General features: G+C 63.1%; 7 protein-coding genes and 1 pseudogene. 2 read left to right on the forward strand and 6 right to left on the reverse strand.

Annotated features, from left to right (window positions below; all coding sequences use genetic code 11):
• Positions 1-118 precede the first annotated feature (118 nt).
• Entirely contained in the window at positions 119-457 is a 339-nt protein-coding gene (locus tag ABZS43_RS32830; protein ID WP_355039882.1) for an ISAs1 family transposase, read from the reverse strand.
• A 53-nt stretch (positions 458-510) separates the two neighbouring features.
• Positions 511-810: pseudogene (locus tag ABZS43_RS32835) on the reverse strand (transposase family protein); the annotation flags it as partial.
• 281 nt (positions 811-1,091) lie between these two features.
• Between ABZS43_RS32835 and ABZS43_RS32840 the strand changes: the two are divergent.
• Complete coding sequence (locus ABZS43_RS32840) at positions 1,092-1,349, forward strand: transposase (RefSeq protein WP_355039889.1); 258 nt, start codon at positions 1,092-1,094, stop codon at positions 1,347-1,349.
• Between the two features lie 5 nt (positions 1,350-1,354).
• Here ABZS43_RS32840 and ABZS43_RS32845 read toward each other — a convergent pair whose 3' ends face one another.
• From ABZS43_RS32845 to ABZS43_RS32860, 4 genes are all read right to left on the reverse strand, one after another.
• Complete coding sequence (locus ABZS43_RS32845; protein ID WP_355039883.1) at positions 1,355-2,473, reverse strand: NAD(P)-dependent alcohol dehydrogenase; 1,119 nt, start codon at positions 2,471-2,473, stop codon at positions 1,355-1,357.
• A complete protein-coding gene (locus ABZS43_RS32850; protein WP_355039884.1) occupies positions 2,470-3,378 on the reverse strand; it encodes an SDR family NAD(P)-dependent oxidoreductase in 909 nt (302 codons plus the stop codon). The genes ABZS43_RS32845 and ABZS43_RS32850 overlap by 4 nt, the downstream gene beginning before the upstream one ends.
• Positions 3,379-3,451: 73 nt before the next feature.
• The gene (locus ABZS43_RS32855; RefSeq protein ID WP_355039885.1) at positions 3,452-3,946 is read right to left on the reverse strand and encodes a hotdog domain-containing protein; all 495 of its coding nucleotides are present in this window, start codon (positions 3,944-3,946) and stop codon (positions 3,452-3,454) included.
• A 411-nt stretch (positions 3,947-4,357) separates the two neighbouring features.
• Positions 4,358-5,986: a sialidase family protein gene (locus ABZS43_RS32860; protein ID WP_355039886.1), complete on the reverse strand. Its 1,629-nt coding sequence runs from the start codon at positions 5,984-5,986 to the stop codon at positions 4,358-4,360.
• 103 nt (positions 5,987-6,089) lie between these two features.
• Here ABZS43_RS32860 and ABZS43_RS32865 point away from each other — a divergent pair.
• A partial coding sequence (locus ABZS43_RS32865) for a hypothetical protein (protein ID WP_355039887.1) occupies positions 6,090-6,333 on the forward strand: 244 nt, incomplete at its 3' end.

Here is a 6,333-nt window from a genome sequence, read left to right on the forward strand (position 1 = left end):
AGGGAATCCGATCCCCGATGCGATCCCGGTCGCTTTCAACGTCCGGGTCTCACGCCGGCCATGGGCGGGCTTGCCGGTGGTCTTGTCGAGGACCGGGACATCGTCCCCGGCAATTGTTTCAACTGTTCACGCAGGTTGGGCTGGTTCCCTTCACGCAGAGGATGTAGTGAGCGCCTGCGGATACGATCGACCGCGCGGTCTCACGGCAAGTGTGAGCGGCGTCGGCGGTGACGACACATCCGGCGATGTCCAACGTGGACAACAGTTTCCGCAGCATCGGGACCTCGCTGGTCTTGTCCGCCACCGCGACCTGCGCGAGGGCCACACCGGTGGCCTGGCAGATCCCCGACAACAGATAGGTGAGATGCCCGGCGGCGTCACGGGCACCGCGCAGCGCTTTGCCATCGAAGGAGATGACTTTCGCGCCGCCGACATGCTGACCCGCAACCACATCCACGCCCCGATGACCTGGTCGAGCTGGTCGGCGTCCACGCGCTGCAACACGCGCCGGATCGCGGACTCGCTCGGCGCACGGCGAGTGAATCCGAACCGCGTCAACACGGTGGTGGACACATCGTCGGCCCACTCGCCGATCGCGGTGAACGAGCGGGCGCCGGCGAGGGTGGCGGCCAGAGCGAGCAGCAGGATCGAGGTCAGGTCGTAGCGTCGGCCACGGGCGTCGCGGGGATCGACGACTCGCCGAAGGACATCTAGCAAACTATCGGCAGTGCGAGTCGGATCCTGTTCGAGCGGAACGTTGTCCAGCTCGATCGTGGTGGGAGCGCCACGGCATACTTGTACGGCGGGCACGGGTCTCCGAGGGTGATGTCAGGCGTAGAGAACCTTCATCTTCCTCGAGTCACTCGCGCCCGCCCAGCATTTGAAACCGCGTGTCATGCAACCAGTTTCCCCAGCTCGGTGGACCGGTAGCCGATAACGCCGAGGCCCTGGGTGGACGACCGGCGCGTATGCAGGAATACTCCCGCCCGTCCACCTGAGGCGACTTCACAACGCCCCGGCCAACCGATCAATAACCGCCTACGACCATTGACATTAGGCCCCGGCAAACCACGCGAGAAGATCACGACCCGATCGCGGACAAGGGCTACGACTATCCGCGGGTCTACGACGAACTCGAACAACGTCGGATCACTGGCCACATCCCCCGCCGCGGCACCCGCGACAAGGTGACCGCCGGCCGCTGGATCGTCGAGCAAACACTGGCCTTGCTATACCAATACCGACGATTGGCCATCCGTTGGGAACGCCGCACCGACATCCATCAAGGATTCCTCGACCTGGCCGCCGCTCTGATCTGCTGGCGACGACTCAGCAACCGAACCCGATAGGGGTTCTAAGGCATCCGAACGATTGCCTTGATCGCCACTCCGCTCTCCGCGTCCTCGATGGCCCGGTTGATGTCAGCGAAATCGTAGATCGTCACGAGCTTTTCGACCGGGAAGGTGCCTGAACGTACATCTTCCACCAGTTCCTCTATCGTGCCTGGCATGTCGGCATGGCCCATCATGATGCCTGTGACGGTCTTATCGGTCATGAACCAGGCCGGAGTGAATTCCGTTTTCCGCGCGGAATCGAAGACCACACCCGCGAGGAGACAGGTCCCGCCGTGCCGGAGGGAGTCGATGGCGGTGCCCATTACCGCCGCATTGCCCGTCGCTTCGAAAGCGTAGTCTACGCCGCCTTTTTGGATTGCGTAGATGGCGGCCCGGGTGTCGGGCACCTCGCTCGCGTTGATCAGGTGCGTCGCACCGAACGTACGCGCGAGATCGAGACGGGATTGATGCAGGTCCACTGCAATGATCGTTTCGCAACCCATCTTGCGGGCCATGTGGATCGCGCCGAAACCGACCGCGCCGATACCGAAGGCGACGAAGCTCGATCCCGGTCGGGGTTTCATTCGATTGCGGATCGCGCCCGCGCCGGTCAGAAATCCGCAACCGATCGGACCGAGATATTCCAGTGGCAGCTCCTTCGGCACTTTTATCGCATTGATGTCGGTAGCTATCGAAAAAGTAGCGAAAGATGACTGCTGGTGATAACTTCCCGTGATCCGCTCATGGTTCGGCGAAGTCACTGCCGGTGACCCATCCAGCCGCGTGCCACGCAGGTTGTAAGCGAAGAAATTATCACAGTAGGCGTGCAATCCCTGCTCGCACTGATGACAGGTGCCGTCATACACGTAGGACATCACGACATGGTCGCCGGGCTCCAGGGCCGTGACCCCACTGCCGACGCGCTCTACGATCCCAGACCCCTCATGACCGAAGATGGCCGGTTTCGGCATGAATCGGATCTCCGGCGGTGCGTCGCGCAAGCTCAAGTCCGAATGGCAGATACCAGCGGCGACATTCCTGACGAGGATCTCGTGTGCGCGCAGGTCTTCGCTTAATTCGACCTCTTCGATCCGGAGCGGCTCACGCGGCGCGTAGGAAATAGCTGCGTTTATTTTCACTGCGGATGGACTTCCTGATTCACGCCACCGTGGCGTGCCGAAGTGACAGCTGTGTCGGAGTGATCGAGCGACGATACGCGATCCAGGCAGGCGTCCATCGCGCGATTGAGGTCATCTGCCCGCCGACGGGTGAAGGACTCGACTTCCGGGTGCGGGATGACGAGAAACTCGGCCGCGTCGCACCCATCGAGCCCGATGATCGCCACACTCTCGGGTGTGTTCGATTGCGAGAACATCTCGCTCGCCGCGGAGTTGATCTGTCTAGGTCCACCCAGCGAATTGGGCCGGTTGCGCGTTGCGTTCCAGATCTGCGTGTTGACAACGGCGGGGCAGACAAGCGTGACACCGACGCCGGACTCGCTCGCGAGCAGGTCACGACGGAGGGTGTCAGCCAGGCCGAGTAAGGCATGTTTTGTCGAGGTATAGACGCTGCACGGTCCAACGATCGGCACGCCGAGCGAGTTTTCGGAGCCGGTGAGCAACAGATGCGCGAACTCGCCCCGGCCATGCGCCTCATCCAGCGCGGGCAAGAAGGTCTGAATGGTGCGTAATGTGCCGAAGACGTTGACCTCGTACATCCAGAGCATGTCGCTCTCGCGCGTCTTGGCGACCGGCCCGGGCACGATCACGCCGGCGTTGGCGCAGACGAGGTTGACCTTCCCGAACGTTTGCACGGTCGAGGAGTACGCGGCTTCCACGGATTCGCGGCTGGTGACGTCGCAGTGGACGGCGATGGCTTCGCCGCCAACGGCACGTAGTTCTTTCGCAAGGCTTTCGGCCTTGTCCTGTTCGATATCGGCGACGGCAACCTTGCCGCCTCGGCGAACGATTTCCTGACACAGCGCCTGACCGATGCCACTGGCACCGCCGGTCACGAACGCCACGCCATATTTGATCTTGTTCATGTGAATCATCCGATCGTAACGGTACAGGCGATGACTAAGGAATATCTGTACAAGTTGCAGGTCAACACCCGTATCAGGCGGCTGGCGGCTTGCGAAGTATCCCCGAAAAGGCCGCAATCCTGACTTCATCCTGAACTATCAAGCCACGCATGAAGAACATTCTCTTGGTTTCGCGCAGCCTTTCGACAATGGCATCGAGCGGCTTATCCTGCGTAGCCGGGGCCATGAACTGCGTGCTGACTTCCACCGTCATGCCTTTGGCGACATCAGTTCCACTGATGACATGCAGACCCGCGAAGAAGGCGATGTCGATATAACCGAGGATGGCCGAGCCATGGACCTGGTCGGACAAGTTCGTCAGGTGTCGACCCGGGAAAATGCGGCATCGTGCCGTCTCCGGCCCCTCAGGACGCACCAGAGTGCGACCCAGCACGGCGTCGTTGTAGCGCGTGGGATCGCTCAATTGCCACCGGTGCCATCCGGGAAATTCAGGATCGGGCAGCAAACTGAACGATGCTGCCTCGCCATCGGGAGACAGGTGGGAGTTGGCATGGTCTGGAAGAGTCATCTCAACCCTCTGAAAATATGCCGCCAGGTCTCGGCGCGCCGACCGGAGTACGACACGCCGTCCCGCACGGTAGCCGGTATCGGAATGGGCGGCCGGGCCTGGTGCTCCGTCGACATCAGCCTGACGCGCTCACTTGTCCACCGTCTGCCGAGCCGAACCTCGGCTGGGGCGCGACCATTCGAATCGCCTCGAACCCCGTGCCGTGCTCGCCGTTCCCGAACAACTCGACCGCCATCCTCACCGTACCCGCACGAAGCTCGAGCGGGTACGCGGCCATGGCTTCATCCTCCGATCAGTGGATTCTCCGGACATCCAGTGGCGGTTCAGCCATCTCCACGGCCGACGTCGTCGGCCATGCAGCGTGAGCGCTGTGCGCGCTTGCTACCTGACCGGCGACGTCGTGTTGGTCGTTCAGCCCGCGGCCGGGAACATGTGGCCGGCGGTGATCTCGTATAGGGCGGACGTAAGGTTGTTGGGGTCGCGGGTGGTGTCGCGGAAGAAGCTGGCCCACAGGCTGCCATCCGGTGCGTAGCTGACCGCGTTGTACTCGATCAGGTTGTAGAAAGTGCTCGACCCGTCCAAGTTCTGCCCCGCTGCCGAGCCGCAACACCGGTAGGGGTTCAGCGGATTGTCCGGGTTGCCGACCAGTGCCGTGGCGATGGTGCGGCGGCTCGGGTCGTCGGCGTTCTTGACCACGGCCATGTAGCCGTGCCAGGCGTTGCTGCCCTCGCTATTACCGAGGTAGGCCAGTCCGAGCTCGCCGTCTCCGCGCGCGACGATGGAGGAGAACACCGCCCTGCTGACCCCCGGCGCCGACAGCGGCTCGGGCTGTGTCCAGGTCACCCCGCCGTCCTTGGACACCGACACCAGCAACTGCGGGTTGTTGTGGATGAAGTAGAGCGTGCCGTTGTCGTCCATAGCCAGGTTGTCGTAACCGTAACCCTTGAACATTTCGGGGCAGCCGGCGAAGGCGAGGGTCTCGCGGCAGCCCGGGTAGTTCGCCATCTCGTCGGTTATAGCCGCCACGTTCAAATCGATGCGCGCGTCGGGAACTTTCGACCAGGTGAACGTCGCACCCCCGTCTTTGCTGGACCCCACCACGTAGTGACCGCACGCGTTGATCGGCAGGTATACCGTGCCGTCCGAGGCGACGACTCCCCGCATCGGGTGAACAATCGGAACTTGCGTCGTCACCGTCCCGTCCGGGCCGATCTGCGTGTCGCTGTTCGGGGTCCCCGGCAGCTTGGCGGCGAAGTCGCAATCGGACACGCCGATGGTCGCCCCCGGCGAGGTGGGCTGGAAGCTGTTACCACCGTCGAGGGACCGCCAGCACTTGGTGAACGGCCCGAAGCTCGGAATCGGGGTCAAGGCGCAGTAGTAGACCACGTTGGGGTAACCCGAGGTCTGAACACCCGCCGGAGGCGCGCCCACGAAGATCTGATGGACATCACCGAACGTGATGAAGGGATCCCCCTCGAACGGATGCCCACCGACCTGCGTGACGCGCCAGGTTTCTCCTTCGTCATCGCTGTAGCCGATCTGGTTCGTTATCTGCGACGTCGCCAGAGCGGTGCTGGTGAAGAAGAGCCGGTCCGTCGCAGTGTCCACCTGCATGGAACCGATGAGGTCCTGGAACGGGAGTGGCAGCGCCACCCGCTGCCAAGACTCGCCCCCGTCGCGGGACCGCATCAGACCCGCGCGGCCCTCCGAGTCCTTGACCGACATCCCCATGAAGATCGTTCCCCGGCTGTTGACGGCATTGCCGCCTTCGATGCCGATGGTGCCGGTGGGCGAGTTGCAGGCCTGCCACCGCGCGCTCGCACCGCCGGCGAAGGTGGCCTGCTGCGCCTCGACGCACCCCGGGCCCGAGGACACCGGCGCCTCTGCCACCGCCTGGGTGGGCGCGACGAGTACTCCGCCCATGAGCGCCGCGGCTACCACCAGCCGACGGCCTACGGCAATCAAATTCAGGCGTGAGCGCCACGGCGCGCCGAACGCCGACAGGCTCGGGGAGCGAGAGCTCTCCGGGTCGAGCGACATACTTCCTCCAAGGGTTGCAGCGGTATCGCGCCAGTATGAAGTATCCTCAATGACGATGGAAGGCTTCGCGTGAATCCAGTCCGTACACGCGAAGATGCCTGCTGTGCGGGTGTCGATCGACACCGGCAAGCAGATCTCACCGGCCCGTACCGACGTTGCGATCACCGCGAAGTATCTCGAATCCGGTAGCCGCCGCTCGATGCTGTATGCGCTGGTTTCTGCCCCGCTCGACGGTGTTGCGGCCCCGGGTGGAAGACAGGATCGACCTTGTCCAATGCCAACTTCCGCTGAACACAGTGATGGGGGGCACCGCTACGCGGTGCCCCCCATCACTCACTTCGAGACAG

It is taken from the genome of Nocardia sp. NPDC005366, from assembly GCF_040606855.1.
Classification (GTDB): Bacteria; Actinomycetota; Actinomycetes; order Mycobacteriales; family Mycobacteriaceae; genus Nocardia.